Origin of the sequence: Bacillus methanolicus, assembly GCF_028888695.1 — a bacterium.
GTDB lineage: Bacteria > Bacillota > Bacilli > Bacillales > Cytobacillaceae > Bacillus_Z > Bacillus_Z methanolicus_B.
Genome location: NZ_PNFF01000001.1, coordinates 657803 through 683839 on the forward strand (window position 1 = coordinate 657803; position 26037 = coordinate 683839).

Here is a 26037-nt window from a genome sequence, read left to right on the forward strand (position 1 = left end):
ACCTGCAAAAATGGCTTAATTCTTTCTTTTCATGTAAAATAATAACCGCCGTATAAAGTAAGTTACGAATGAAAAATGGCGGCCAAGAAATGTAAGATGTTATCATCATTGATTTTTGAGAGGAATGAGAAAAATGAATTTACATACATTGCTAAAATTTCTGCACCCTCTTGTTCCTTATAAGGGGGATAATCCCGAAATTACTGCGATTCATAATGATAGTCGCTTAGTTGAACCGGGGAGCCTGTTTATCTGTATTAAAGGTCATACCGTTGACGGACATGATTTTGCTCAGACTGCAGTTGAAAAAGGAGCTGCAGCCATACTCGCTGAAAGAGAGATGCAACTTGATGTACCCGTCATCATCGTAAAAGATACATACCGGGCGATGGCCGTGCTCGCTGACGCTTTTTACGGCCAGCCAAGCCATAAACTGCATTTGATCGGAATTACCGGAACGAACGGTAAGACGACAACAAGTCATTTAATCGAAAAAATCTTTTCCGATGCCGGGCAAAAAACCGGTTTAATCGGAACGATGTATACAAAAATCGGCGACGAGACTTTTGAAACGAAAAATACAACCCCTGAAAGTCTGATGCTACAAAAAACATTTAAGCAAATGATCGACAGCGGTGTCGAAACGGCTGTGATGGAAGTATCTTCACATGCGTTGGTTTATGGTCGGGTGCATGGGTGTGATTACAATGTAGCGGTTTTTACGAACCTGACACAAGATCACCTTGATTATCATAAAACAATGGATGAGTACCGCCGGGCAAAAAGTCTGCTATTCTCCCAGCTTGGAAATACTTTTAGTCATGAAAAGCCAAAATTTGCTGTTTTGAATGCCGATGATCCTGTTTCTCGGGAGTATATCCAATCAACTGCTGCTCATGTTGTCACATACGGGATTGATCAGCCAGCCGATATTAAAGCGGCTAATTTGAAGATTGCAGCTAACGGAACGGTTTTTGATTTAATCACACCGTACGGAGTCGAAAAGATTTCGATGAAGCTAATCGGAAAATTCAGCGTCTATAATGTGTTGGCAAGTATTGGCGCATGTCTTGTTTCCGGCATTCCCCTTAAGCAAATAATTAAATCGATCGAAGAAGTGGAAGGAGTGCCGGGCCGTTTCGAATTAGTAAATGCAGGACAGGATTTTGCGGTTATTGTTGATTATGCCCATACCCCGGACAGCCTTGAAAATGTGTTAAAAACTATTAAGCAATTTGCTGAGCGAAATATTTATGTCGTTGTTGGCTGCGGGGGTGACAGAGATCGTACGAAGCGCCCATTAATGGCTAAAATTGCTTGCCAATATGCAACACATCCGATTTTCACCTCGGATAATACGCGAAGTGAAGATCCACTTAAAATCATCCGTGACATGGAAGAAGGAGTTAAGGGTAAACAGTACAAGTCAATTGTTGACCGAAAAGAAGCTATTTACTATGCGATAAACAATGCTCAAAAAGGTGATGTCATCCTAATTGCCGGAAAAGGTCATGAAACGTATCAGCAAATTGGAAGCGAAGTGTTTGATTTTGATGATCGGGTTGTCGCGAAAGAGGCGATTGAGGGGCGTTAAAACATATATAGAACTGATTAAGATATAGCAGGAAGATCAGAGAGACTCCCGCACATTTCAAGAGTTTTTACAAATGATTAAACGAAAGGTATAAAGACGATGAAGCAAAGCTATGTTAAAAAATTATCTCGAAAAATAATTACTTTCAATAATGTGATAAACTTCCTTTTTCAAGACACAAAACTTCTTAATGAAAATAGTGTTACATATGATATAGCTTTGAAAACTGAAAGAGTACATCAAATTTCGGACACGGGCTCTAATTAGGAGGGAATAAAGTGCTGGAGCAAGTTATTTTTTTCACAATATTAATGGCTTTTTTAATTACAGTGATTCTGTCTCCCATTTTTATTCCTTTCTTAAGAAGGTTGAAATTTGGACAAAGCATTAGGGAAGAAGGCCCGAAGTCTCATCAAAAAAAATCAGGAACTCCGACAATGGGAGGCATTATGATACTCCTGTCTATTATAGCAACGACGTTTATTATGACAGGAAAATTCTCAGAGCCGACAATTAAAACATATTTGCTGTTGTTCGTAACACTTGGATTTGGTCTGCTCGGCTTTTTGGATGATTTTATAAAAGTGGCGATGAAGCGGAACTTAGGGTTAACATCAAAGCAAAAGCTTCTTGGCCAAATTATTATTTCCGCCGTTTTTTATTTTGTTTTAAAAACAAACGAATTTTCAACAGAAATACGCATTCCATTGACTGACTATTCTCTTGATCTTGGCTGGCTGTATGCATTCTTTATTATCTTTTGGCTAGTCGGTTTTTCGAATGCTGTCAATTTAACAGACGGATTAGACGGACTTGTTTCCGGAACGGCCGCTATTGCTTTTGGGGCATTTGCCGTGTTAGCTTGGAACCAGTCCCAGTTTGAAGTCGCAATATTTTCCGTCGCTGTTGTCGGAGCAGTTCTTGGTTTTCTAGTATTTAATGCCCATCCTGCCAAAGTGTTTATGGGAGATACAGGATCTCTTGCTCTCGGGGGAGCAATTGCATCGATCGCCATTTTGACAAAACTGGAAATTTTGTTAATCATCATTGGCGGTGTCTTTGTAATTGAAACTTTATCAGTTATTCTACAAGTGATTTCTTATAAAACAACGGGTAAAAGAATATTCAAAATGAGTCCGCTCCACCATCATTATGAGCTATCCGGATGGTCGGAGTGGCGAGTCGTTGTAACATTTTGGACGGTGGGCTTGCTATTTGCCGTTATTGGAATTTATTTAGAGGTGTGGTTGTAATTGAAATATATGAATCGATATTATCATAAAAAAATTCTTGTTTTAGGTTTAGCAAAGAGCGGAGTAAGTGCGGCATCGCTTCTGCATAAATTAGGTGCGTTTGTTACTGTCAATGACAAAAAGCCGCTGTCTGAAAACCCTGAAGCTCAAGGATTATTGGTACAGGGAATAAAAGTAATTTGCGGCGATCATCCGATTGAGCTTTTAGATGAAGGCTTTGAGTTGATTGTAAAAAATCCCGGAATTCCTTACTATAATCCGATGATCAAGGGTGCGATTGAAAAAGGAATTCCTGTTATTACAGAAGTGGAGCTTGCATATCAAATATCTGAAGCTCCATTTATAGGAATTACCGGAACGAACGGTAAGACAACGACAACGACGCTTATCTATGAAATGCTGAAAGCGGGAAATAAATATCCATTGATTGCAGGAAACATCGGAACGGTAGCTTCCGATGTGGCTCAAGAAGCCGGGAACCACAATACGATTGTGATTGAGTTGTCATCATTTCAATTAATGGGTATCGATACTTTTAAGCCCAAAATCGCGATTCTAACAAATATTTATGATGCCCATCTTGATTATCATGGAACAAAGGAAGAGTATATTCATGCGAAAGCGATGATAACCAAGAATCAAATGGAAGACGACTATTTGATTTATAATGCCGAACAGGAAATCGTCTCTCGGATTGCAAAGAATTCACGTGCGAAAACCATTCCGTTTTCTGCTGCACAAGTATTAAACGAAGGCATTTATGTTAAAGATGGAGCAGTTTTCTTTAATGGGGAAAAGATCATTAATACGAATGATATTGCGCTTCCCGGCCAGCACAATTTAGAAAATATTCTTTCAGCCGTTGCCGCTGCCAAATTATCAGGCGTTGATAACGAAGCGATTTTTCGTGTGTTAAGCACTTTTACAGGTGTGAAGCACCGCCTGCAATTTGTATGCGAATTAAATGGAAGAAAGTTTTACAACGATTCGAAGGCAACAAATATTCTGGCGACAACAAAAGCACTTGCTGCTTTTAAAGAACCGGTCATCCTTTTAGCAGGAGGATTGGACCGGGGTAATGAATTTGATGAGCTTGTTCCTTCATTAAAAAATGTCAAAGCACTTATAACATTTGGACAGACGGCAGAAAAATTGGAGCGGGCAGGACGCTTGGCAGGAATAAAAACCATTCTTCGTGTCGATAATGTGGAAAGCGCCGTGCCACAAGCTTTCCAGCAATCGGAACAGGGGGATGTGATTCTGCTTTCTCCGGCCTGTGCCAGCTGGGATCAATATAAAACTTTTGAAGTAAGGGGAGACATTTTTATCGAAGCGGTGCATAAGCTTAAGTAAGGGCTTGTCTTTGAAAGAAATTGGGCCAAAACCTCATGTTTTAGCTCGTTTCGGAACAGATTGTTATAGCTCTAAAACTTGCAGTCGAGGTGTTTTGCATTGCCGACAAAAAAAACTACTCCCGATATGATATTAATGATCGTAACTTTTACACTCCTGGCAGTCGGGCTTATTATGGTTTACAGTGCGAGCGCCGTATGGGCAGAATATAAATTTGATGATTCATTCTTTTTTGCAAAAAGGCAAATGCTCTTTGCGGGTGTCGGAATTATTGCGATGTTTTTTATAATGAATGTCGATTATTGGTCATGGAAAACTTGGGCTAAAGTCCTTCTTTTGATTTGCTTTGTTCTGTTGCTGCTCGTACTAATTCCGGGGATTGGAAATGAACGGAACGGTTCGCGGAGCTGGATCGGAGTTGGAGCTTTTTCGATCCAGCCTTCAGAATTTATGAAACTGGCGATGATTGCTTTTTTGGCAAAATTTCTATCAGAGCGGCAAAAGATGATAACTTCTTTTAAGAATGGACTTGTTCCCTCGTTGTCGCTTGTATTCTCAGCATTTGCGCTTATTATGCTCCAGCCTGACCTCGGTACGGGAACAGTTATGGTCGGAACGTGCTTGGTTATGATTTTCATTTCCGGAGCAAGAATCAGCCATTTCGTCGGATTGGGATTTATCGGGGTGGCAGGTTTTGTCGGCTTAGTCCTATCGGCGCCGTACAGGATCAAACGGATCACATCGTTTCTTGATCCATGGCAGGATCAGCTCGGCACAGGATTTCAGATCATTCAATCACTTTATGCAATCGGTCCCGGAGGGTTGTTTGGACTCGGGCTTGGGCAGAGCAGGCAAAAGTTTTTTTATTTGCCGGAACCGCAAACAGATTTTATTTTTGCCATCCTTGCTGAAGAGCTTGGTTTTATTGGCGGGTCCTTTGTTCTGCTTCTGTTTAGCCTTTTGCTCTGGAGAGGAATAAGAATTGCGCTAGGTGCCCCTGATTTATATGGCAGCTTTCTTGCGGTCGGAATCATTGCGATGATAGCAATACAGGTAATGATCAATATTGGTGTGGTAACCGGATTGATGCCTGTAACAGGGATCACCCTTCCATTTTTAAGCTACGGAGGTTCTTCATTGACATTAATGCTTATGGCAATTGGAGTTCTTTTAAATATAAGCAGATATGCTAGATATTAATTTTATTATGGACCCTGCATTGCAGGGTTTCTTTTTGTTGTAGCTTTGGTGATAAACATAAAAATTAAAACCTGTTTTCATCAATGTTAAAATTAGATGACAATCTTTTTTTATTCTTCTTTTAAAAGTTTACAATATAGTAGAATAGGGTAGAGCACCTGAATGCTTCCTTCAACATCTAAGATTTTTCTTAACGAATGAGAAAAGGGGTTTTACACACCTTTACTCTATTCCTGTGAGGTGGAAAAATGAGAATAGTTGTCAGCGGAGGGGGAACGGGCGGACATATATATCCTGCGCTCGCTCTTATACGCGAAATTGCAAAAGAAAATAAGAATGCACAGTTTCTATATATCGGCACTGAAAAAGGTTTGGAAAGCAAAATTGTCACCCGTGAACAAATTCCTTTTAAATCGATACATATTACCGGTTTTAAACGAAAACTGTCCTTTGAAAATATCAAGACAGTTTTCCGGTTTGTTAAAGGTGTGAGAGACAGTAAAAAAATCTTAAAGGAGTTTAATCCCGATGTCGTCATCGGAACAGGGGGGTATGTTTGCGGACCGGTCGTTTATGCAGCTTCAAGAATAGGGATACCTACGATCATTCATGAACAAAACAGCGTGCCCGGATTAACAAATAAATTCTTGAGCCGTTATGTAGACAAGATTGCCGTTTGCTTTGAAGAGGCAAAAGCATTTTTTCCGAGTGAAAAAGTAGTATTAACCGGAAATCCCCGCGCTTCAGAGGTAGTCGGACAAGACGGTATTCATGGAAGGCTTTCGTCGGGCCTTAAAGTGAAAGATCCGGCCGTGTTGATTTTTGGCGGTAGCCGCGGAGCCAGACCCATCAATGAAGCCGTTTTAAAAACGTTGTCCCAGTTTGAGGAAAAACCGTACCAGGTTCTGTATGTAACCGGGGATGTGCATTATGAGGAAGTTAAAAAAGAAGTTGAATTAATTGGGAATCCTGATAATGTTGTCATAAAGCCGTTTATCCATAATATGCCCGAGGTTCTGGCGGGCATTGATTTAGTGGTATCGAGAGCTGGTGCAACTACTTTAGCGGAATTAACTTCTTTAGGAATTCCGAGTATACTTATTCCAAGCCCCTATGTAACCAATAATCATCAAGAGAAAAATTCAAGAGCATTAAGCGACCATGGCGCAGCCATTTTATTGCTTGAAAAAGATTTGACTGGTTCAAAACTGGTTGAACATATTGACCAGATTCTTATGGATAAAGATAAATTAACTGAAATGAAGAATGCTGCTAAAAGGCTTGGGATGCCGGATGCAGCCAGAAAATTTTACATGGTCATTCAAGAGCTTGCAGCAAAAAAACAAAAGTAGCCCAGACTTCCTTTTGCGCATAGACTAATTACACAATAAGGACAATGGAAGGAAGGTTTATATGAACGAATTGATAAAAAAACTTAAGGAATTGAATGTTGGTAAAGTGAAGGAAAATGAACCTTTAGCAAACCATACTACGATAAAAATTGGCGGGCCGGCCGATTTGTTTATCGAGCCTTCATCTATTGATAATTTAAAAAAGACAATAGATCTAATCAGGGAATATAACGTGAAATGGACAGCAATCGGGAGAGGTTCCAATTTACTTGTTTCCGATAAAGGGATTGAAGGGGCAGTTATCAAACTGGGCCCAGGGTTAGACGGCTTAGAAGTGAAAGATACTGTTGTAAAAGTCGGAGGAGGGCACTCTCTTGTCAGTCTCGCAACGATGATAAGCAGAAAGGGATTGTCCGGGTTGGAATTTGCTGCAGGAATTCCGGGGTCTGTCGGCGGTGCCGTTTATATGAATGCGGGCGCACATGGGTCAGATATTTCTAACATATTGGTTAAAGCTCATATTCTTTTTGAAGACGGAACAATGGAATGGCTGACTAATGATGAAATGGAGTTTTCATACAGAACTTCGGTTTTGCAAAAAAAACGTCCAGGGATAGTTGCAGAAGCTGTTTTTCAGCTTGAAGAAGGGGAAAAAGAAGCGATTTTGTCAAAATTACAAAAAAATAAAGATTACCGAAAAGAAACCCAACCATGGAATTTCCCGTGTGCAGGAAGCATTTTCAGAAATCCGCTGCCACATTATGCCGGGAAATTAATTGAATCGGCTGGATTAAAAGGCCATTCAATCGGAGGCGCCATGATCTCTGAAATGCATGGTAATTTTATTGTCAATACGGGAAATGCAAAAGCTCAGGATGTTCTTTCTTTGATTGAGCATATTAAAGAAACGATTTACAATTTATATCAAATCAAAATGGAAACAGAAGTTGAAATAATCGGCCGAATGTAACAAGAATATCCTTACGGCTTACAAATTTTGTGATATAATTGCCTAGCAAAGCAAATACCGATTGGAATTTTTGTGAAAACGGCATGAATATAGTGCCGTTGTTTTCACTTTACACAAACGCTTTTTCTTTGACAGCAATGATAGTCAGCTTCACTTTTTTGTTGGTGGTGAATTGGATGGATAAAGGGAAAATTGTCTCAATAGAAGACAGAATTCCTAAACTTAAACAACAGAGACGAAAGAAAGCGAATAGAAGAGTCATATTGCTTCTACTATTGTTTTTTTCATTGATCGCCTGTGTTGTTTATTTTCAATCACCATTAAGCCACGTAAAAAAGGTTAAAGTTAATGGGAATGAAGTTTACCCGAAGGAAGAATTACTATCATTAATCGGTATGACAAAATCGACAAATATTTGGAAGGTAGATGAGGAAGCAATCGAGGATAAGTTAAGAAAGTTGCCCGAAATTAAGTCTGCTAATGTAAAGATTAAGCTTCCTCATATCGTTATTATAAATGTGAAGGAATACAAGCGTATAGCTTACATCGTAAAAGAGTCAAGCTATTTGCCGGTTCTTGAAAACGGAGAAATTTTAAAAAGTGAGCAAACTGCCGACTTGCCCGTAAGCGCCCCGTTGTTAATTGGATTCTCAGAAGGCGACGTCTTGGAAGAAATGATTTTTAGTCTTCAAATTTTACCTGAAGAAGTGATAAATTCCATTTCTGAAATCCATTACAAACCAAAGAAAACAGATGCTTACAGGATCGTCTTATATATGAATGATGGTTTTGAGGTAAGTGCGACGCTGCGAAGTTTTGCTGAAAAAATGGCTCATTACCCTTCGATTGTCAGCCAGCTCGATCCTGATAAAAAAGGAGTTATCGATTTGGAAGTAGGCTCTTATTTCAAGGCTTTTGATGAGGAAGGAACTAAAAATGCTGAAAAAGAATAAGACGATGAAGGTGAAGGGTAATCACGTCATTCTTTCATTAGTTTGTCTCGTTCTTGGGTTTATGCTCGCTTTTTCATATCACTTAACGAAAAAAGAAAAGGAAGCTTCAAAAATTACAGACATGGAATGGGAGAAGACGCTGGACCTTCGCAATCAGTTGATCAAGCAGGAACAAGCAAACCGGGAGTTGCAAAAGGAATTGAATCAAGAACAGGAAAAGGTTCTTGAAATTGAAAAGCAGCTGGCAAAAGAAGCACAAGTTTATTTTAATCTTGCCGAAGATGCTGAAAAACTTAGGATGTATTTAGGAAAAGTAGCCGTAAAAGGGAAAGGCGTCCAAATTATACTTGATGATGGAAAATATGATCCGAATGAAAAGAACATGAACAATTATCTCGTACATGAACATCATATTTTTAAAGTTATTAACGAATTATATATTTCAGGGGCTCAAGCCGTTGCTATTAACGGCCAGAGGTTGACTCACAATTCATACATAGTTTGTGACGGTCCCGTGATCACAGTGGACGGCTATCAGCATCCGGCTCCTTTCGTCATATCAGCAATCGGTGATCCTGAAGTGTTGGAGTCGGCGATTAATTTAACCGGCGGGGTAAAAGACCAGCTAGTAAATGACAATATTTTGTTCAGCATTGAGAAAAAGGACGAGATCATTCTTGATCCCATTCTTGGAAGTTAATAAGTGTCCACATTGTTTGGGTGATAAAGAAGGTGGAAATAGTGGACAAGAGAAAGATAATGAGCTTTACGTTGATTTTAATGGTGATTGGGTTTATGCTAGCCATCCAATTTCAGACTGTAAAAGAGCCGGTAACCCGCGATACGAGAGGTACCTGGCAGCTGCGTGAGGATTTGCTGAAAGAAAAAGAACTTGCTTCAAGACTGATTCAGGAAATCCGCTCGAATGAAGAAAAACTTCATAAGTATGAAACCGAACGAAATCAGAACAAAGAACAAGTATTAAGAGAAACACTTGAGGAGCTAAAAAGAGAAGCAGGCCTGACGGAAATGACTGGTCCCGGCATTAAATTAACGATAGAACCGGTATATGAAGAGCTGATGCTTGGCGAAACTGTTTCATCCGTTTCACCGGAATTATTAAAAAGACTAGTCAACGAATTGAATATGTATGATGCACTCCATATATCAATTGATGGAAAACGGATTATAAATACAACGGTTATTCGTGATATTAACAGGGAAACAAAGATCGATGGACATTCCCTTAACAAATTGCCGATTGAAGTTTTAGTGTTAACTGAAAATATGCAGACGGCAGAAAAACTTTATAACCGGATGAAAGTCTCAAAATCTGTTGAAGAATTTTTCATTGACAACTTAAGGATCGAAGTTTCCCAACCTGAAAAAGAAATTACGGTTCCGGCATATGATGATACAATTCGCGTCAGGTATATGGAAGCTGTAAAACCTGACAAAGGAGGCAAATCATAATGTGGCTTCCGTTATTGGGCCTGATACTGGGAATAATGCTCGGCTTGCTGACTGATATAAGAATTCCGGAAGAGTACTCCAATTATTTATCAATCGCTGTGCTTGCTTCTTTAGATACTCTTTTTGGAGGAATTCGTGCACATTTGCAAAATATTTACGACGAAAAAGTATTTGTATCTGGTTTCTTTTTCAATATAATTTTGGCTGCAAGTTTAGCTTTTCTAGGTGTACATCTTGGTGTAGACTTATATTTAGCAGCTGTTTTTGCATTTGGTGTAAGGCTTTTCCAAAATATTGCAGTTATCCGGCGGCTGTTGCTGACGAAATGGACTTCGAACCATGAAAATTAGAAAAAAAATTGAGTTTTTTAAAGGGAAAAGAATAGTTTTGACGAATATTTTTATGAAGAAAAAACGTGTTAATAATAAACTTTTTCACGAAAAATTGTTGTTCAATTTTTGAATTGCAAAAAGGAGGTGCCAAAGAATGAACAGCAATGAAATATATGTAAGTCTTGACATCGGTACATCCAATGTAAAAGTTATCATAGGTGAAATGGTCAACGACTCCTTAAATATAATCGGTGTAGGCAATGTGAAATCTGAAGGCCTTAAAAAAGGATCCATTGTTGACATAGATGAAACCGTTCATTCTATAAAAAGGGCAATTGAGCAGGCTGAGAGAATGATAGGAATGGATATTACAAAGGTTATCGTAGGCATTACCGGTAATCATGTGATGCTTCAGCCTTGCCACGGCGTAGTAGCGGTATCAAGTGAAAACCGTGAAATTACCGATCAAGATGTTGCAAGAGTTATAGATGCAGCCCAAGTCATTTCCATTCCGCCTGAGAGAGAAATTATCGATGTTATTCCAAAACAATTTATTGTTGACGGATTGGATGAGATTACCGACCCAAGGGGAATGATCGGTGTACGTCTTGAAATGGAAGGCATTATTATTACTGGTTCAAAAACCATCCTACATAATACACTTCGCTGTGTTGAACGTGCAGGTTTAGAAATTATGGACATAACATTACAGCCTTTGGCAGCCGGGTCATTCGCCCTTTCCAAAGATGAAAAAAACCTCGGAGTTGCTTTGGTTGACATTGGCGGCGGGTCAACAACAATCGCTGTATTTGAAAACGGCAATCTAAAAGCAACATCCGTATTGCCAGTCGGGGGAGACCATATCACGAAAGATTTATCAATAGGGTTAAGGACATCTACGGAAGATGCAGAAAAAATAAAAATAAAACATGGACATGCCTTTTATGATTATGCATCAGAGGATGAAGTATTCAGTGTTCCGATCATTGGAAGCGACCAACATCAACAATTTAATCAGCTTGAAATTTCTGATATTATTGAAGCAAGAATGGAAGAGATTTTTGAATTAATCCAAAATGAAATTAGAAGATTAGGAGTTCATGACTTACCGGGCGGTTATGTTTTAACTGGCGGTGTAGCCAACATGCAAGGTGTATTGGAACTTGCACAAATTGTTTTTCAAAATCGAGTCCGAATCGCTATTCCTGACTATATAGGCGTTCGGGAACCACAATATACAACGGCTGTCGGTCTAATCAAATTTGCTTATAAAAATGCTAAATTGCAAGGACGAAAACCGGCACAAGCTGTTTCGGAAACAAGCGAAAAACGCGTTCAAAAACAGCCGCAACCAAAAATAAAACCGGAAAAACAACCGGAAGAAAAAGTGACATCAAGAGTGAAAAAGTTCCTGGGCTATTTTTTTGAATAGACCGATCAAAAAGGAATAACGACGAATTAGGAGGATTTGTGATGTTGGAGTTTGATACAAATTTAGATCAACTAGCTACAATAAAAGTAATTGGCGTTGGTGGCGGCGGAAACAACGCGGTTAACCGTATGATAGAGCACGGAGTACAAGGTGTTGAGTTTATTTCTGTCAATACTGATGCCCAAGCTTTAAACTTGTCAAAAGCAGAAGTGAAAATGCAAATTGGCGCTAAGTTAACTAGGGGACTTGGTGCAGGAGCGAATCCGGAAGTAGGTAAAAAAGCTGCTGAAGAGAGCAAAGAGCAGATTGAAGAAGCATTGAAAGGCGCCGACATGGTGTTCGTTACCGCCGGTATGGGCGGCGGAACCGGAACAGGGGCTGCTCCAGTTATTGCGCAAATTGCCCGCGAATTAGGTGCGTTAACGGTTGGGGTTGTTACCCGTCCATTTACGTTCGAGGGAAAAAAGCGTGCAAACCAGGCAGCAGGCGGGATCGCTGCGATGAAAGAAGCTGTTGATACGCTGATTGTCATTCCGAATGACCGCTTGTTGGAAATTGTCGATAAAAGCACCCCAATGCTTGAAGCGTTCCGGGAAGCAGATAACGTGCTACGCCAGGGCGTTCAAGGTATTTCTGACCTAATTGCCGTTCCGGGATTAATTAACCTTGATTTCGCAGATGTAAAAACGATTATGTCAAATAAGGGTTCTGCTTTAATGGGAATTGGTGTAGCGTCCGGAGAAAACCGGGCTGCCGAGGCAGCGAAGAAAGCAATTTCTTCACCACTCTTAGAAACCTCCATTGATGGAGCTCAAGGGGTATTGATGAACATTACCGGCGGCACAAATTTAAGTCTATATGAGGTTCAAGAGGCTGCTGATATCGTAGCTTCAGCTTCTGACCAAGAAGTGAATATGATTTTTGGTTCCGTTATTAATGAAAACTTGAAAGATGAAATTGTAGTCACTGTTATAGCTACCGGTTTTAATGAAGAGGCTATTCAGCCAAAATCATCAAGATCTTCATTGGGTGGAGTTCAGTCAAAACCAAATATACCAAGTATTAAGCGTGAACCAAAACGGGATGAAATTCCGCAAGAAAGCTTGAGAAATCCAACCATTCAAAGTGAAGATCCTCTTGATATTCCGACTTTCTTAAGAAATAGAAATCGTCGACGTTAAAAAGAAAATCCTGATTCCGTATAAAAGGAATCAGGATTTTCTTTTTGGGAAAAAGACAAAATCCGAAATGAATAGAGTAAATTTCTTTCATTTCGATTACAGAATATGACACACTTCTTGAAGGGATGTGCGCTATACTTCTTCGTAAAGGAAGGTTAAATTGAGAGTTTCCATTCATTCAGGGCGAGATTTCTCTTAAGCGAATGAAGCTGCTTGAGAGACTTCCAAAAGGAGGAGGTAATCATGACGATCTATTTGGATGTAATTTGGGCCCTGAATTTTTTGTTTGATAGTTTTCTCCTTTATTTAACTGCGACAATCCTGAAAAGAAATTGCAAAATATGGAGAGTCTTTTTGGGCGGATTCATTGGCTCAAGTATCATTCTATTGTCTGTAACACCGCTAAATTCTTATTCGAGCCATCCGCTGGCTAAATTTATTTATTCGGTCACAATGATCATTGCTGTATTTGGATATAAAAGATGGCGCTACTTTTTTAATGGATTGATGACTTTTTATATGACTACCTTTTTAGCAGGCGGGGCACTGATAGGAGCCCATTATTTCATTCAATTTGATTTTGAACTGTCATCATCTGTGATGATGGCGAGTGTGAGAGGATTTGGCGATCCGATAAGCTGGTTATTTGTATTTATCGGTTTTCCGATTGCCTGGCATTTTTCAAAGCGCAGTTTTGATTCAATTGAGGTTGTAAAACTTCATTATGAACAGCTTGTTAACGTAAAAATTACAATATGGGGAAGGGAAATATTAATTAGAGGATTAATTGACAGCGGAAATCAGCTTTATGATCCTATCTCAAAATTACCTGTTATGTTTGTATCTTTAAAGAAAGCGGATGAAAGAGTACCGGATATCATATTGGACATTGCCGAAAGCCCGGAAGAAGTAATTTTTGGGAATAAGGAAATACCTCCAAAACTGGAAAAAGTTATGAGGATTATTCCATATCGTGTTGTCGGACAAGAACACCAGCTAATTATTGCCTTAAAAGCGGAAAATATCGTAATTGAAAAAAATGGAGAATGCTGGCAAACAAAAAGCGGACTCGTTTCTTTCACGATGCAACAACTTTCCGCTGATGACTTGTTTCAATGCATTGTTCATCCAAAGATGATTACTGGCGCAATGAAAGATGCTCCATATAAAAATGTCAGCCAATATTAATATACTCAGAAAAACTTAGGATAGAAGGAGGACAATTCGTGAAAAATATAAGACTTCGCCTTTCGTACTATTGGTATAAATTGTTGATAAAACTTGGATTAAAAACGGATGAAATATATTATATTGGCGGAAGTGAAGCATTGCCTCCTCCTTTAAGTAAGGAAGAGGAAGAACTGCTGTTAAAAAAGCTTCCAACTGGCGATAAAGCCGCCCGCTCTATTTTGATTGAAAGAAACTTGCGTCTAGTTGTTTACATCGCTCGCAAATTTGAAAACACGGGCATTAATATCGAGGATTTAATAAGCATTGGCACCATTGGCTTAATTAAAGGTGTCAATACATTCAATCCTGAGAAAAAAATCAAATTAGCGACATATGCTTCCCGCTGTATTGAAAATGAAATCTTAATGTTTTTGCGCAGAAACAATAAGATCCGCTCTGAAGTATCTTTTGATGAACCACTGAATATTGATTGGGACGGGAATGAACTTTTGCTGTCAGATGTATTGGGTACAGAAAATGATATTATTACGAAAGATCTTGAAGCGACTGTAGACCGAAAATTGTTAATAAAAGCACTCCACCAATTATCCGATCGGGAAAAACAAATTATGGAACTGCGGTTTGGTCTTGGAAGCGGTGAAGAAAAAACACAGAAGGATGTAGCAGATATGTTAGGAATTTCCCAATCGTACATATCACGGCTGGAAAAAAGAATTATCAAAAGATTAAGAAAAGAATTTAATAAAATGGTTTAAAAAAATTTTTTTGAAAAATCACTTGATTTTCTTTTAAATTTCATGTTGATTGCCTGTTTATGGCATATTGCCATAAAACGGTGAGTGCATATTTTTCCTGCTCACGGAGATACTGAACTTGTACAGCAACTCCTGTGAGGAGGGAAAGAATTGACTCGAAATAAAGTTGAAATTTGCGGTGTAGATACTTCAAAGCTACCTGTATTGAAAAACGAAGTGATGAGAGAACTGTTCAAACAAATGCAAAACGGCGATTTAACCGCACGTGAAAAATTAGTAAACGGCAACTTGCGCCTCGTTTTGAGTGTCATTCAGCGATTTAATAACAGAGGAGAATTTGTTGATGACCTGTTCCAGGTTGGCTGTATCGGTCTTATGAAATCCATTGATAATTTTGATTTAAGTCAAAATGTTAAGTTCTCCACATATGCTGTTCCAATGATTATCGGGGAAATTCGGCGCTATTTAAGAGATAATAATCCTATTCGGGTTTCTCGGTCTTTGAGGGACATTGCTTATAAAGCCCTGCAAGTGAGAGAAAGGCTGATGAGTGAAACATCCCGGGAACCTACAGCAGAGGAAATCGCAAAAGTTCTTGAAGTTCCCCACGAAGAAATTGTATTTGCATTAGATGCAATTCAAGATCCGGTATCGTTATTTGAACCTATATATAATGATGGCGGAGATCCGATCTATGTAATGGACCAATTAAGTGATGAGCGAAATAAAGATTCACATTGGGTAGAAGAAATTGCGTTAAAGGAAGGAATGCAGCGTTTAAATGACCGTGAAAAACTAATATTGCGAAAAAGGTTTTTTCAAGGGAAGACCCAAATGGAGGTTGCCGAAGAAATCGGAATCTCTCAAGCACAGGTTTCCCGCCTGGAAAAAGCGGCAATTAAACAAATGAATAAAAACATACAAAGCTAAAGCTGCCGGTAAGGCAGCTTTTCCTATTTTTAATAAACTACAATTTTTTCTGATTTCATACATATACATAGATAAAGGAATGATTCAGGGAGTGGAAAAATAATGGTAAAAATTTCTGAGTTTCAAGTGAAAGATGTTGTGAACATTTCTGATGGAAAAAAGCTTGGGAACATCGGAGACATTGAAATTAATGTGACTACAGGCAAGATTGAAACAGTCATTATCGGAGGAGCGGGTAAGGTCCTCGGGTTTTTTGGACGTGATGAAGAAATCATTATTCCATGGAAAAATATTTTGAAGATCGGCGAAGATGTAATTCTTGTCCGCTATAAAGATCAAGGGGAAATTAGACAAGTAGAAGAAGATGCATAAAAACAGGGCTCTTTACTGTGCCAGTAATTTCATATATGGTAAACTATATGAAAAACAAATGAGGGAAAAATGGAATGGAACCGTTTGTTCTGAAAACTAAAGAATTTTTTATTATTAAAGATTGGGCAGAGCGCAATCATGGTTTGACAGCCGGGTTTACAACAAGGAATCAAAGCACTTCTGAGGCGCCTTTTAATCTAGGTTTTCATGTTGCTGAAAATCCGAAAGACGTATGTTTAAATAAGGAAAAATTGTCTGAACTCCTTGATTTTCCTTTATCCAGCTGGGTCGGTGCGGAACAAACCCATGAGGTTTTTATAAGAAAAGTTACGAAAGAGGATAAAGGAAAAGGTTCAGTGAAATATGACGACTCTTTGAAGCGAACGGACGGTTTTTATACTTTTGAAAAAGATATTTTATTAACTTTATGTTTTGCTGATTGTGTACCGATTTATTTTTTCGAACCAAAAAGCAAATGTTTAGGTATCGCACATGCGGGCTGGAAAGGTTCTGTAAACGGAATTGCCGAAGAAATGGTCGAAAATTTGGCAAACGAAGGAATAAAACCCGATGAATTAATGGTCGTCATCGGCCCTTCCATTTGCAAAAAATGTTATATTGTAGATGACCGTGTCATTAAATTAGTGCAAAATAGACTAGAAGGTGTCGAAAAAAAGCCATATAATTTAATAAAAGAAAATCAATACTCTTTAAATTTACAAGAACTAAATAAACAAATTCTTATGCAAAAGGGAGTTTTGGAAGAACATATCGCGATTACTCAACTTTGTACAAGCTGTCATAGAGACCAATTTTTTTCCCATCGCCGCGATAAAGGGAAAACCGGCAGAATGATGGGATTTATAGGCTGGAAGGAGGTTTTCTAACAGTAAATGGACGTTTCATCAAAGCTGATCAAAATAAAAGAAGATATTGAAAAAGCATGTGAAAGAGTGAATCGACTGCCTGAAGAGGTAAAAATCATTGCTGTTACGAAATATGTCTCAGTTGAAAGAGCTAAGGAAGCGCTTGAAGCTGGAATTCTTCATCTAGGCGAAAACAGGGATGACGGCTTACTAGCTAAATGGGAAGTTTTAAAAGATCATGCGGTGTTTCACTATATTGGCACATTACAATCACGGAAAGTAAAAAACATCATTGATAAAGTAGAATATATTCATTCGCTGGACAGGCTTTCACTCGCAAAAGAAATTAATAAAAGGGCCAGCCGCAAAATGAATTGCTTTGTTCAAGTAAATGTATCCGGAGAAGAATCAAAACACGGGATTTCCCCAGAGGAAGTGACCGATTTTGTAAAAAAGCTGAAAGAATATCCGAACATCATTGTTTGCGGCCTAATGACTATGGCTCCATTTACGAAAGATGAAGATTTCATACGAAGCTGTTTTCGAAAATTAAGGGAGTTGCAGAAAAAGGTTCAAGATTTAAATCTTGATCATGCACCATGCAATGAGCTTTCAATGGGAATGTCAAACGACTACATAATTGCTGTCGAAGAAGGAGCAACGATGATTCGAATCGGTTCCGCTCTCGTAGGCGAGGAATCATAGGAGGTGTATAAATATGGGCATTAAATCAAAAATCAAAAATTTTTTTTTCTTAGAAGATGAATATGACGATCAGGAAGAAGAAATGGAGCAAGATGAGTATGAACCGTTAAAACCTCAAAAGCAGACGCCCCAGAAACAAAATGTTGTCAGTTTGCAAAGCGTTCAGAAATCTTCCAAAGTTGTGTTAGTCGAACCGCGGGTTTATGCAGAGGCACAGGATATTGCCGACCATTTAAAAAATCGCAGAGCAGTCGTTGTTAATTTACAAAGAATTGAACACGACCAGGCAAAAAGAATTGTCGATTTTTTAAGCGGAACTGTATACGCAATTGGCGGCGATATCCAAAAAATTGGAACGGGCATTTTTCTTTGTACGCCTGACAATGTCGAGGTAACTGGAAATATTTCGGAATTCATGCAAGAGAATGACTTTCATAATAAGAGGTGGTAAAAGCTTAATGGAAATTGTGCTGGATTTACTATTAAGATTAATTGAAATTTACTCCTGGGCATTAATCATTTATATATTAATGTCCTGGTTCCCGAATGCAAGAGAATCGGCGATTGGCCAATTTTTGGCAAGAATATGTGAACCGTATTTAGAACCTTTTAGAAGGTTTATACCTCCGATTGGCATGATCGATGTTTCGCCAATCGTTGCCTTTTTAGTGTTGAAATTTGCAAGATACGGCGTTGTCCAAGTATTTACATGGCTTGCATAAGTAAGTTACACTCAAAATACTTGACAGCTTTCAACCTAATGATTTCCGTTTATTGTAAGGAGCCGTGTCCATGTCTATTTATCAGCATTTTCGTCCTGAAGAAAGAGATTTTATTGAAAGGGCAATTCATTGGAGAGAATATGTTGAAACTGCTTTTGCCCCAAGGCTCACCGATTTTTTGGATCCCCGGGAACAGCAAATTTTAAAAGCCGTTGTTGGACAAAGTAGTGAAATACACTGCCATTTGTTTGGCGGAACGGATGGAGCTGAAAGAAAAAGGGCTGTCATTTGCCCTGATTACTATCAGGCTGATCGTGAAGATTTTGAAATTAGCTTGTTTGAAATAAACTACCCAAAAAAATTTATAACGATCGAACATCGCCAAGTCCTCGGAAGCCTTATGTCTCTTGGCTTAAAACGGGGAAAATTTGGCGATATCCTGATCGAAGGCGATAACGTTCAATTTTTTGCTGCGAAAGAAATCGCAGATTATGTGAGTTTACATTTAGATTCAATCGGCAAAGCTTCCGTCACTATATCAGAGATTCCTTTGGAAAAAGCGATCCAAATAAAGGAATCGTGGATAGAAGAAACATCAACAGTGTCATCATTGCGTCTTGATGCGGTTATTTCTGCATTATATAATGTTTCTCGACAAAAATCCCAAGATTTGATCAAGCAAGGGCTCGTAAAAGTAAACTGGGCTCTCGTTGAAAATAAATCGTTTGAGTGCGGGGAAGGTGACGTGATCTCCATTCGCGGATATGGAAGATCAAAAATTCTCTCCGTTGAAGGGAAAACAAAAAAGGATAAATGGCGAATGGTTGCAGGCAGACAAAAATAAAAAGTTTTTAGCAGGATTTTTGCCGATTTTGTCGAATGATTACATATTCAATCAGCAACTTAAATGTAGCAACTGACTCGAATTAGGAGGTGGCATCATGCCGTTAACCCCACTGGATATACATAACAAGGAGTTTAGCAGAAGTTTTCGGGGATATGACGAAGATGAAGTGAATGAATTCCTCGATCAAATCATTAAAGATTTTGAATTGTTAATTCGCGAGAATAAAGAATTGGAAGACAAGCTGAATGAACAGGCGGAAAAGCTTGGTCATTTTACAAATATAGAAGAAACATTAAATAAGTCAATATTAGTAGCGCAGGAAGCAGCAGAAGAAGTGAAGAGAAATGCTCAAAAAGAAGCTAAACTAATCATTAAGGAAGCAGAAAAGAATGCCGACCGTATCGTGAATGAAGCGCTCTCCAAGGCAAGAAAAATTGCCCTTGAAATTGAAGAGTTGAAAAAACAATCGAAAGTATTCCGCACAAGGTTTAAAATGCTGGTTGAGGCTCAGCTCGATATGCTGAATAATGATGATTGGGATCATTTGCTTCAATATGAGCTTGATGCAACAGAATTAAAATCAACATCAGCAGAAGAAGACTCGCTGGCTTGACGAACTGCAAGATTATGGCATATAATTACATAATAAATACTTAATCATGATTTTGACGATGACAGGGACAGTACAGTTTCCATGGCTTTTTTCAGCGAACCGGGGAAGGTGGGAGCCCGGTATAAGCGGAAATTGGAAGATCACCCTTGAGTTCCGAATCGAACGCGCTGCCAGTAGATTCAGGCGTATCATTCACGTTACGAATGCTAGAGCGGACAGAAGTATTTTTGTTCTGTCTATAAGGGTGGTACCGCGGGAAAACCTTCTCGTCCCTTTTGGGATGAAAAGGTTTTTTTATTTTTGTATAAAGCCTAATGATCAAATCAAAAATTTGATTGATATAAAAGTGTTACAGGAGGAAAGAAGAATGGATTATAAAGATACGCTGTTAATGCCGAAGACGGAATTTCCAATGCGCGGAAATCTTCCGAAAAGAGAACCTGAGATTCAGGCAAAATGGGAAGAAATGAATATTTATCAAAAAGTGCAGGAAAGAACGAAAGGACGCCCGATGTTTATCCTGCACGACGGGCCGCCGTATGCGAATGGCGATATCCATATGGGCCACGCTTTAAACAAAATTTTAAAAGACATCATCGTTCGCTATAAATCAATGAGCGGTTACCATGCTCCGTATGTGCCTGGATGGGATACACACGGTTTACCGATTGAGCAGGCATTAACGAACAAAGGTGTAAACCGCAAAGAAATGACAGTTTCGGAATTCAGAAAGCTGTGTGAAGAGTATGCCTATGAGCAAATCGACAATCAACGCACACAATTTAAGCGCCTTGGTGTACGAGGAGACTGGGAAAATCCTTATATTACACTAAAGCCGGAATACGAAGCACAGCAAATTAAAGTTTTCGGTGAAATGGCCAAAAAAGGGTATATCTATAAAGGGCTTAAGCCGGTTTATTGGTCTCCTTCGAGCGAATCTGCACTTGCTGAAGCAGAGATTGAATATAAGGACAAAAGATCTCCATCGATCTATGTCGGATTCAAAGTGAAGGATGGTAAAGGAGTATTAGATACAGATACGCAAATCATTATTTGGACGACTACTCCATGGACAATTCCTGCAAACCTTGGAATCACAGTGCATCCTGATCTTACTTATATTGTTGTCGATGAAAAGGGCAAGAAATTCTTAATCGCGGAAGAATTGCTTGAATCTGTATCAAAAGAACTTGACTGGGAAAATCCTTCGGTCGTGAAAAAAGTAAAGGGAACCGAACTTGAATACGTTATCGCTTCTCATCCATTATATGATCGCGATTCACTCGTAATGCTTGGGGAGCATGTCACAACAGATGCAGGTACCGGCTGTGTTCATACTGCTCCGGGACACGGGGAGGACGACTTTAATGTCGGTCAAAAATACGGTCTTGATGTGTTGGCTCCGGTAGATGAGAAAGGCTACATGACTCATGAAGCACCCGGATTTGAAGGATTATTTTATGATGAAGCGAACAAAGCGATCACTCAAAAACTTGAAGAAGCAGGCGCTTTATTCAAATTATCGTTTATTACTCACTCTTATCCGCATGACTGGAGAACAAAAAAACCGGTTATTTTCCGTGCAACTTCTCAATGGTTTGCATCCATTAAAGATTTCCGCAGCGAGTTGTTAGAGGCCATTAAAGAAACAAAATGGGTGCCTGCATGGGGAGAAACACGTCTTCATAACATGGTTCGCGACCGCGGAGACTGGTGTATTTCCCGCCAGCGCGTTTGGGGTGTGCCGATTCCGGTCTTTTATGCTGAAAATGGAGAACCGATCATTACAGATGAGACGATTAATCATGTTTCCGAATTATTCCGTAAACACGGATCAAACATTTGGTTTGAAAGAGAAGCGAAAGATTTGCTTCCAGAAGGCTTTACACATCCCGGAAGTCCAAACGGACGCTTTACGAAAGAAACCGATATTATGGATGTTTGGTTTGATTCAGGCTCTTCGCATCAGGCAGTTCTTGAAGAGCGTGAAGATTTACAGCGTCCTGCTGACTTGTATTTAGAAGGATCAGACCAATATCGCGGCTGGTTTAACTCATCATTGTCAACAGCTGTTGCTGTTACCGGAAAAGCTCCATATAAGGGAGTATTGAGCCACGGATTTGCTTTAGACGGAGAAGGCAGAAAAATGAGCAAATCCCTTGGAAATGTAGTAGTTCCTGCGAAAGTGATGGATCAGCTCGGTGCAGACATTTTGCGCTTATGGGTTGCTTCTGTTGACTATCAATCAGATGTGCGCGTATCTGATGCCATCCTGAAACAAGTTGCTGAAGTTTACCGGAAAATCAGAAATACATTCCGCTTCCTGCTCGGAAACCTTGCTGATTTTAATCCGGAAAAAGATGCGGTTTCATATGAGGAATTGCGTGAAGTTGATCAATTTATGCTTGTTAAATTAAATAATTTGATCAAATTTGTTCATGAATCATATGAAAACTATGAGTTTTCCGGCATATACCATGCGGTAAACAATTTCTGTACAATTGATTTAAGTGCATTCTATCTCGATTTTGCAAAAGATGTATTATACATTGAAGCTCGCGACAATAAAGAGCGCAGATCCATCCAAACGGTTCTGTACGAAAGCTTATTGGCTTTAACAAAACTTGTAGCGCCTATTCTTTCTCATACGGCTGATGAAGTTTGGGCGCATATTCCATTCGTTAAGGAACAAAGTGTTCAGTTGACAGATCTTCCTGAATATAATGAACTGCCAAATGCAAAAGCGCTTGAAGAGAAATGGACTAAGTTTATGAAGCTTCGTGATGATGTCTTAAAAGCACTGGAAGAAGCGCGCAATGCGAAAATAATCGGTAAATCATTAACAGCAAAGGTTACATTATATGTAAACGATCATACGAAAGCTCTTCTAGACTCTATAAAGGAAAATGTTAAGCAATTGTTCATCGTTTCAGGGTTTGAGGTAGCCGGTTCATATGACGAAGCGCCGGATCATGCATTGAAATTGGATACAGCGGCCATCATTGTTTCCAAAGCGGAAGGAGAAACATGTGAACGCTGTTGGGTTGTTACACCGGAAGTCGGCCAAGATCAAGAACATCCGACTCTTTGCCCGCGATGTGCAACTATTGTGAAAGAACATTACAGCCATTTAACAAACTGATTTGAACTGGGGCTGACTCTGCTATTGAGTCAGCCCCATTATTCATTGTAAATACAATAAAAACTTTTCCAGACCGGCTAAACGATGTTTTAATTGTTAAAAGTTAATATGCGTCCGTTCATTTTTAATGGAAATAATAAAAAAAAGAACGGAGGCAGAGATATGGACAATCAACTTCACGAAATCTATTCAGAACTCCGTAAAACGAAGAAAGAGCTTGAGGAAAAATACCGCAGAAAAGATGTCAATCCTTTCATTAAAGGATTTATTCAAGATGAAATTGATGATATTGAACACGCATTAAACAAAATGGAATCAGGCGAATTTGGAAAATGTGAATTTTCAGGTGAATTGATTCCTTTTCATTATTTAGCTACGATCCCTACATTAAGATCTGTACAAGATGTAAAAAGGATTGAACGTTTTTGCAAGAAGCCAATTTATTCATCATCAAGGAGAGAATAACTATCGTTTTCGTCTAGATTATGCTAAAATGCAAAGGAAAACTGTTGAAGAGTTGGAGGTTGCCCTTTGTGTTTTATTACATAATCGCATTGTTCGTGATTCTTCTTGACCAATTAACGAAATGGCTGATTGTAAAAAAGATGGAACTTGGAGAAAGCATTGAAATCATTGAAAATTTCTTATATATTACTTCACATCGCAACCGCGGAGCAGCATGGGGGATCCTTCAAGGAAAAATGTGGTTTTTCTATGTGATTACAGTGATTGTCATCATCGGAATCGTTTACTATATACAAAAAGCTGCAAAAGGAAAGCTTTTATTCGGTGTCTCCCTCGGATTAATGCTTGGGGGTGCGATCGGAAATTTTATTGACAGGGTATTTCGAAAAGAAGTTGTGGACTTTATACACACTTATATTTTTACTTATAATTTCCCGATTTTTAATATAGCCGATTCTGCATTAGTAATCGGGGTTATTTTGCTCATGCTGCAAATGCTTCGAGAAGAGAGAGAAACAAAGGAGAAATCGTATGGAGAAAATGGAACACACCATTCTTGAAGAAGAGGCAGGCGAACGTATTGACAAGCTCATTTCAACTTTAAATGAAGAGTGGTCGAGATCCCAAGTTCAGCAATGGATTAAAGATGGACAAGTTCTTGTGAACGGACAAATAGTGAAAACAAATTATAAATGCAGCCTGAATGATCAGATTGAAATTAATATACCTGAACCGGAGGAGCTTAACGTTCTTCCGGAAGACATGGATCTCGACATTTATTATGAGGATCAAGATGTCATCGTAGTGAACAAACCGAAAGGAATAGTCGTTCATCCTGCACCCGGACATAGTACAGGTACACTCGTAAATGGACTTTTGGCTCATTGCAAAGATTTATCCGGAATTAACGGCGTGTTAAGGCCGGGAATTGTTCACCGGATTGATAAAGATACGTCAGGCTTATTAATGGTAGCGAAAAATGATTTTGCGCATGAAAGGCTCGTCAATCAATTGGTCGAAAAGACTGTAACGAGAAAATATAAGGCAATCGTTCATGGCATAATTCCCCATGATTATGGAACGATTGATGCCCCTTTAGGGCGCGACCCAAAAGATCGCCAGAGCATGGCAGTCGTTGACAATGGCAAACATGCAGTCACCCACTTTCATGTACTGGAACGATTTAGAGATTTTACATTTATAGAATGTCAGCTTGAAACAGGAAGAACGCATCAAATCCGTGTGCATATGAAATATATCGGATATCCGCTTGCCGGCGATCCGAAATACGGCCCGAAAAAAACGCTGGACATTGATGGCCAGGCCTTGCATGCGGGCGTATTAGGCTTTCACCACCCGAGAACAAATGAATATCTGGAGTTTGAGGCCCCTCTTCCTCCGGAGTTTGAAGCGATTTTAGAAAGGCTTAGAAATAATCGTTGACAAAGATAAATATGTAGTTTAACATAGCATTAGTTGAATAAGTCCTTTAATACAGTCCCGTGAGGCTGAGAAGGAAACGGATTCAAGCATATAGAAGGGAACCAGTCTGCCCTGATATATGTGATTTCAGAGAACACGTGCCCTCTCGCTCCAACGGCGAGAGGGTTTTTTAATGAAAATAACCCGTTTCCAAGATTTATAGAGAGGTGAGTCAGATGAGCCAAAAAGCAGTGGTCCTTGACAGCCAGGCGATCCGCAGGGCACTTACCCGAATTGCACATGAAATTATTGAAAAAAATAAGGGTGTTGACAATTGTGTCCTAGTCGGAATTCGCACAAGAGGCATTTACATCGCAAGAAGGTTGAGAGAGCGCATCACCCAAATTGAAGGGATGGACATTCCGGTTGGAGAGCTTGATATCACTTTATACCGGGATGATTTAACAACAAAAACAGCCGATCAAGAACCGCTTGTGAAAGGTTCCGATATACCGGTAAATATTACCGACAAAAAAGTGATTCTTGTTGACGATGTTTTGTATACAGGAAGAACAGTAAGAGCTGCGATGGATGCTCTTGTTGATATCGGCAGACCTGCAGCCATTCAGCTTGCAGTCTTGGTTGACAGAGGACATCGCGAGCTTCCAATCAGGGCTGATTTTGTAGGAAAAAACATTCCAACCTCAAGTTCGGAAATGATTGTTGTTGAACTCGTAGAATCAGATAAAATCGATCAAGTCAGTATTCATGAAAAATAGATAGCCCTTTTAAAAACAGTCCAGAGAGGCTGGCAAGGGGGATTACGGCAAAAGGAACGCGTCTTTTGTCAAATGGTATATCCTCTTTGCGCACGCTTGCAAAGAGGATTTTTTTATCACAAATGAAACGGGGAA

The 26037-nt window shown here is 39.3% G+C and carries 27 protein-coding genes and 1 other annotated feature; all 27 genes read left to right on the plus strand.

Annotated features, from left to right (window positions below; all coding sequences use genetic code 11):
* Nucleotides 1-133 precede the first annotated feature (133 nt).
* Nucleotides 134-1594 carry a UDP-N-acetylmuramoyl-L-alanyl-D-glutamate--2,6-diaminopimelate ligase gene (locus C0966_RS03390; RefSeq protein WP_274853795.1) on the plus strand — a complete coding sequence of 487 codons (1461 nt, stop codon included), beginning with the start codon at nucleotides 134-136 and terminating at the stop codon, nucleotides 1592-1594.
* Between the two features lie 278 nt (nucleotides 1595-1872).
* Entirely contained in the window at nucleotides 1873-2847 is a 975-nt protein-coding gene (gene mraY / locus C0966_RS03395) for a phospho-N-acetylmuramoyl-pentapeptide-transferase (RefSeq protein WP_274853796.1), read from the plus strand.
* Nucleotides 2848-4200, plus strand: a complete 1353-nt coding sequence (murD, locus tag C0966_RS03400; RefSeq protein WP_274853797.1) for a UDP-N-acetylmuramoyl-L-alanine--D-glutamate ligase — start codon at nucleotides 2848-2850, stop codon at nucleotides 4198-4200.
* A gap of 99 nt (nucleotides 4201-4299) precedes the next feature.
* Nucleotides 4300-5400, plus strand: coding sequence for a stage V sporulation protein E (gene spoVE / locus C0966_RS03405; RefSeq protein ID WP_274853798.1), 1101 nt, complete (start codon nucleotides 4300-4302; stop codon nucleotides 5398-5400).
* Between the two features lie 248 nt (nucleotides 5401-5648).
* Complete coding sequence (gene murG / locus C0966_RS03410; RefSeq protein ID WP_274853799.1) at nucleotides 5649-6752, plus strand: undecaprenyldiphospho-muramoylpentapeptide beta-N-acetylglucosaminyltransferase; 1104 nt, start codon at nucleotides 5649-5651, stop codon at nucleotides 6750-6752.
* A 61-nt stretch (nucleotides 6753-6813) separates the two neighbouring features.
* On the plus strand, nucleotides 6814-7722 hold the full coding sequence (murB, locus tag C0966_RS03415; protein WP_274853800.1) for a UDP-N-acetylmuramate dehydrogenase: 909 nt from the start codon (nucleotides 6814-6816) through the stop codon (nucleotides 7720-7722).
* Between the two features lie 176 nt (nucleotides 7723-7898).
* Nucleotides 7899-8675, plus strand: coding sequence for a cell division protein FtsQ/DivIB (locus tag C0966_RS03420; protein ID WP_274853801.1), 777 nt, complete (start codon nucleotides 7899-7901; stop codon nucleotides 8673-8675).
* The gene (locus C0966_RS03425; RefSeq protein ID WP_274853802.1) at nucleotides 8659-9375 is read left to right on the plus strand and encodes a DUF881 domain-containing protein; all 717 of its coding nucleotides are present in this window, start codon (nucleotides 8659-8661) and stop codon (nucleotides 9373-9375) included. The genes C0966_RS03420 and C0966_RS03425 overlap by 17 nt, the downstream gene beginning before the upstream one ends.
* Before the next feature lie 41 nt (nucleotides 9376-9416).
* Nucleotides 9417-10148, plus strand: a complete 732-nt coding sequence (locus C0966_RS03430; RefSeq protein WP_274853803.1) for a DUF881 domain-containing protein — start codon at nucleotides 9417-9419, stop codon at nucleotides 10146-10148.
* Nucleotides 10148-10498 carry a small basic family protein gene (locus C0966_RS03435; protein ID WP_274853805.1) on the plus strand — a complete coding sequence of 117 codons (351 nt, stop codon included), beginning with the start codon at nucleotides 10148-10150 and terminating at the stop codon, nucleotides 10496-10498. Before C0966_RS03430 ends, C0966_RS03435 begins: the two co-directional genes overlap by 1 nt.
* 136 nt (nucleotides 10499-10634) lie before the next feature.
* Nucleotides 10635-11912: a cell division protein FtsA gene (gene ftsA / locus C0966_RS03440; protein ID WP_274853806.1), complete on the plus strand. Its 1278-nt coding sequence runs from the start codon at nucleotides 10635-10637 to the stop codon at nucleotides 11910-11912.
* 41 nt (nucleotides 11913-11953) lie between these two features.
* Nucleotides 11954-13093 (plus strand): cell division protein FtsZ, encoded by a 1140-nt coding sequence (gene ftsZ / locus C0966_RS03445; RefSeq protein WP_274853807.1) that lies wholly within the window; start codon nucleotides 11954-11956, stop codon nucleotides 13091-13093.
* A gap of 243 nt (nucleotides 13094-13336) precedes the next feature.
* A complete protein-coding gene (spoIIGA, locus tag C0966_RS03450; protein ID WP_274853808.1) occupies nucleotides 13337-14281 on the plus strand; it encodes a sigma-E processing peptidase SpoIIGA in 945 nt (314 codons plus the stop codon).
* A 38-nt stretch (nucleotides 14282-14319) separates the two neighbouring features.
* A complete protein-coding gene (gene sigE / locus C0966_RS03455; RefSeq protein WP_274853809.1) occupies nucleotides 14320-15039 on the plus strand; it encodes an RNA polymerase sporulation sigma factor SigE in 720 nt (239 codons plus the stop codon).
* Nucleotides 15040-15189: 150 nt separating this feature from the next.
* Nucleotides 15190-15969: an RNA polymerase sporulation sigma factor SigG gene (gene sigG / locus C0966_RS03460; RefSeq protein WP_274853810.1), complete on the plus strand. Its 780-nt coding sequence runs from the start codon at nucleotides 15190-15192 to the stop codon at nucleotides 15967-15969.
* A 102-nt stretch (nucleotides 15970-16071) separates the two neighbouring features.
* On the plus strand, nucleotides 16072-16341 hold the full coding sequence (locus C0966_RS03465; RefSeq protein WP_274853811.1) for a YlmC/YmxH family sporulation protein: 270 nt from the start codon (nucleotides 16072-16074) through the stop codon (nucleotides 16339-16341).
* A gap of 74 nt (nucleotides 16342-16415) precedes the next feature.
* A complete protein-coding gene (gene pgeF / locus C0966_RS03470; RefSeq protein WP_274853812.1) occupies nucleotides 16416-17228 on the plus strand; it encodes a peptidoglycan editing factor PgeF in 813 nt (270 codons plus the stop codon).
* Nucleotides 17229-17234: 6 nt separating this feature from the next.
* On the plus strand, nucleotides 17235-17912 hold the full coding sequence (locus C0966_RS03475) for a YggS family pyridoxal phosphate-dependent enzyme (RefSeq protein ID WP_274853813.1): 678 nt from the start codon (nucleotides 17235-17237) through the stop codon (nucleotides 17910-17912).
* 13 nt (nucleotides 17913-17925) lie between these two features.
* Nucleotides 17926-18363 carry a cell division protein SepF gene (locus C0966_RS03480; protein WP_274853814.1) on the plus strand — a complete coding sequence of 146 codons (438 nt, stop codon included), beginning with the start codon at nucleotides 17926-17928 and terminating at the stop codon, nucleotides 18361-18363.
* A gap of 7 nt (nucleotides 18364-18370) precedes the next feature.
* Nucleotides 18371-18634, plus strand: a complete 264-nt coding sequence (locus C0966_RS03485; RefSeq protein WP_274853815.1) for a YggT family protein — start codon at nucleotides 18371-18373, stop codon at nucleotides 18632-18634.
* 70 nt (nucleotides 18635-18704) lie between these two features.
* A complete protein-coding gene (locus tag C0966_RS03490; protein ID WP_274853816.1) occupies nucleotides 18705-19478 on the plus strand; it encodes an RNA-binding protein in 774 nt (257 codons plus the stop codon).
* A 97-nt stretch (nucleotides 19479-19575) separates the two neighbouring features.
* Nucleotides 19576-20094: a DivIVA domain-containing protein gene (locus C0966_RS03495; RefSeq protein WP_274853817.1), complete on the plus strand. Its 519-nt coding sequence runs from the start codon at nucleotides 19576-19578 to the stop codon at nucleotides 20092-20094.
* Nucleotides 20095-20143: 49 nt separating this feature from the next.
* Nucleotides 20144-20371, plus strand: a binding site (T-box leader).
* Between the two features lie 90 nt (nucleotides 20372-20461).
* Nucleotides 20462-23236 carry an isoleucine--tRNA ligase gene (gene ileS / locus C0966_RS03500; protein ID WP_274853818.1) on the plus strand — a complete coding sequence of 925 codons (2775 nt, stop codon included), beginning with the start codon at nucleotides 20462-20464 and terminating at the stop codon, nucleotides 23234-23236.
* A 162-nt stretch (nucleotides 23237-23398) separates the two neighbouring features.
* The gene (locus C0966_RS03505) at nucleotides 23399-23701 is read left to right on the plus strand and encodes a hypothetical protein (protein ID WP_274853819.1); all 303 of its coding nucleotides are present in this window, start codon (nucleotides 23399-23401) and stop codon (nucleotides 23699-23701) included.
* A 68-nt stretch (nucleotides 23702-23769) separates the two neighbouring features.
* The gene (gene lspA / locus C0966_RS03510) at nucleotides 23770-24261 is read left to right on the plus strand and encodes a signal peptidase II (RefSeq protein ID WP_274853820.1); all 492 of its coding nucleotides are present in this window, start codon (nucleotides 23770-23772) and stop codon (nucleotides 24259-24261) included.
* Nucleotides 24233-25144, plus strand: a complete 912-nt coding sequence (locus C0966_RS03515) for an RluA family pseudouridine synthase (RefSeq protein WP_274853822.1) — start codon at nucleotides 24233-24235, stop codon at nucleotides 25142-25144. The genes lspA and C0966_RS03515 overlap by 29 nt, the downstream gene beginning before the upstream one ends.
* A gap of 215 nt (nucleotides 25145-25359) precedes the next feature.
* Nucleotides 25360-25902 carry a bifunctional pyr operon transcriptional regulator/uracil phosphoribosyltransferase PyrR gene (pyrR, locus tag C0966_RS03520; protein WP_274853823.1) on the plus strand — a complete coding sequence of 181 codons (543 nt, stop codon included), beginning with the start codon at nucleotides 25360-25362 and terminating at the stop codon, nucleotides 25900-25902.
* Nucleotides 25903-26037 lie beyond the last annotated feature (135 nt).

Coding starts and splice junctions, on each gene's coding strand:
- C0966_RS03390 (WP_274853795.1), top strand. CDS start 134: ATGAATTTACATACATTGCTAAAATTTCTGCACCCTCTTGTTCCTTAT.
- murG (WP_274853799.1), top strand. CDS start 5,649: ATGAGAATAGTTGTCAGCGGAGGGGGAACGGGCGGACATATATATCCT.
- murB (WP_274853800.1), top strand. CDS start 6,814: ATGAACGAATTGATAAAAAAACTTAAGGAATTGAATGTTGGTAAAGTG.
- C0966_RS03420 (WP_274853801.1), top strand. CDS start 7,899: ATGGATAAAGGGAAAATTGTCTCAATAGAAGACAGAATTCCTAAACTT.
- C0966_RS03425 (WP_274853802.1), top strand. CDS start 8,659: ATGCTGAAAAAGAATAAGACGATGAAGGTGAAGGGTAATCACGTCATT.
- C0966_RS03435 (WP_274853805.1), top strand. CDS start 10,148: ATGTGGCTTCCGTTATTGGGCCTGATACTGGGAATAATGCTCGGCTTG.
- ftsA (WP_274853806.1), top strand. CDS start 10,635: ATGAACAGCAATGAAATATATGTAAGTCTTGACATCGGTACATCCAAT.
- ftsZ (WP_274853807.1), top strand. CDS start 11,954: ATGTTGGAGTTTGATACAAATTTAGATCAACTAGCTACAATAAAAGTA.
- spoIIGA (WP_274853808.1), top strand. CDS start 13,337: ATGACGATCTATTTGGATGTAATTTGGGCCCTGAATTTTTTGTTTGAT.
- C0966_RS03465 (WP_274853811.1), top strand. CDS start 16,072: ATGGTAAAAATTTCTGAGTTTCAAGTGAAAGATGTTGTGAACATTTCT.
- pgeF (WP_274853812.1), top strand. CDS start 16,416: ATGGAACCGTTTGTTCTGAAAACTAAAGAATTTTTTATTATTAAAGAT.
- C0966_RS03475 (WP_274853813.1), top strand. CDS start 17,235: ATGGACGTTTCATCAAAGCTGATCAAAATAAAAGAAGATATTGAAAAA.
- C0966_RS03480 (WP_274853814.1), top strand. CDS start 17,926: ATGGGCATTAAATCAAAAATCAAAAATTTTTTTTTCTTAGAAGATGAA.
- C0966_RS03485 (WP_274853815.1), top strand. CDS start 18,371: ATGGAAATTGTGCTGGATTTACTATTAAGATTAATTGAAATTTACTCC.
- C0966_RS03490 (WP_274853816.1), top strand. CDS start 18,705: ATGTCTATTTATCAGCATTTTCGTCCTGAAGAAAGAGATTTTATTGAA.
- C0966_RS03495 (WP_274853817.1), top strand. CDS start 19,576: ATGCCGTTAACCCCACTGGATATACATAACAAGGAGTTTAGCAGAAGT.
- ileS (WP_274853818.1), top strand. CDS start 20,462: ATGGATTATAAAGATACGCTGTTAATGCCGAAGACGGAATTTCCAATG.
- C0966_RS03505 (WP_274853819.1), top strand. CDS start 23,399: ATGGACAATCAACTTCACGAAATCTATTCAGAACTCCGTAAAACGAAG.
- C0966_RS03515 (WP_274853822.1), top strand. CDS start 24,233: ATGGAGAAAATGGAACACACCATTCTTGAAGAAGAGGCAGGCGAACGT.
- pyrR (WP_274853823.1), top strand. CDS start 25,360: ATGAGCCAAAAAGCAGTGGTCCTTGACAGCCAGGCGATCCGCAGGGCA.